The sequence below is a fragment of the Fictibacillus norfolkensis genome (assembly GCF_014836645.1).
In the GTDB taxonomy this organism is placed as follows: Bacteria; Bacillota; Bacilli; order Bacillales; family Fictibacillaceae; genus Fictibacillus; species Fictibacillus norfolkensis.
Window position 1 is genome coordinate 1 of record NZ_JACSQM010000023.1, and the last position, 1635, is coordinate 1635.

Genomic DNA, 1635 nt, shown 5'->3' on the forward strand with positions numbered 1-1635 from the left:
TCAAAACTGAACAAAAGAAGAATAGGCGTACTTACGAAACACACGAAGGTGTTTCATAATCTCCATAGAAAGGAGGTGATCCAGCCGCACCTTCCGATACGGCTACCTTGTTACGACTTCACCCCAATCATCTGTCCCACCTTCGGCGGCTGGCTCCCAAAAGGGTTACCCCACCGACTTCGGGTGTTACAAACTCTCGTGGTGTGACGGGCGGTGTGTACAAGGCCCGGGAACGTATTCACCGCGGCATGCTGATCCGCGATTACTAGCAATTCCGGCTTCATGTAGGCGAGTTGCAGCCTACAATCCGAACTGAGAATGACTTTTTGGGATTGGCTTGGCCTCGCGGCTTCGCAACCCTTTGTATCATCCATTGTAGCACGTGTGTAGCCCAGGTCATAAGGGGCATGATGATTTGACGTCGTCCCCACCTTCCTCCGGTTTGTCACCGGCAGTCACCTTAGAGTGCCCAACTGAATGCTGGCAACTAAGGTCAAGGGTTGCGCTCGTTGCGGGACTTAACCCAACATCTCACGACACGAGCTGACGACAACCATGCACCACCTGTCACTTTGTCCCCCGAAGGGGAAAGCTCTATCTCTAGAGTGGTCAAAGGATGTCAAGACCTGGTAAGGTTCTTCGCGTTGCTTCGAATTAAACCACATGCTCCACTGCTTGTGCGGGCCCCCGTCAATTCCTTTGAGTTTCAACCTTGCGGTCGTACTCCCCAGGCGGAGTGCTTAATGTGTTAACTTCAGCACTGAGGGTGGAACCCCCCAACACCTAGCACTCATCGTTTACGGCGTGGACTACCAGGGTATCTAATCCTGTTTGCTCCCCACGCTTTCGCGCCTCAGCGTCAGTTACAGGCCAAAAAGCCGCCTTCGCCACTGGTGTTCCTCCACATCTCTACGCATTTCACCGCTACACGTGGAATTCCACTTTTCTCTCCTGCACTCAAGTCTCCCAGTTTCCAATGACCCTCCACGGTTGAGCCGTGGGCTTTCACATCAGACTTAAGAGACCGCCTGCGCGCGCTTTACGCCCAATAATTCCGGATAACGCTTGCCACCTACGTATTACCGCGGCTGCTGGCACGTAGTTAGCCGTGGCTTTCTGGTTAGGTACCGTCAAGGTACGAGCAGTTACTCTCGTACTTGTTCTTCTCTAACAACAGAGCTTTACGACCCGAAGGCCTTCATCGCTCACGCGGCGTTGCTCGGTCAGGCTTTCGCCCATTGCCGAAGATTCCCTACTGCTGCCTCCCGTAGGAGTCTGGGCCGTGTCTCAGTCCCAGTGTGGCCGATCACCCTCTCAGGTCGGCTACGCATCGTCGCCTTGGTGAGCCGTTACCTCACCAACTAGCTAATGCGCCGCGGGCTCATCTGTAAGTGTCAGCGAGATGCCGACTTTCAAAAAGAAGAAATGCTTCTTCTCTTATTATCCGGTATTAGCCCCGGTTTCCCGGAGTTATCCCCGTCTTACAGGCAGATTACCCACGTGTTACTCACCCGTCCGCCGCTAAATCAGAGGAGCAAGCTCCTCATCATTCGCTCGACTTGCATGTATTAGGCACGCCGCCAGCGTTCATCCTGAGCCAGGATCAAACTCTCCATAAAAGTGTTTGTCTTGCTC

Annotated in this window: 1 rRNA gene; it reads right to left on the minus strand. The window is 53.6% G+C overall.

Annotation, left to right across the window (positions count from 1 at the left end):
* Positions 1–68: 68 nt before the first annotated feature.
* A 16S ribosomal RNA gene (locus H9648_RS20555) occupies positions 69–1619 on the minus strand.
* Positions 1620–1635: the final 16 nt, after the last annotated feature.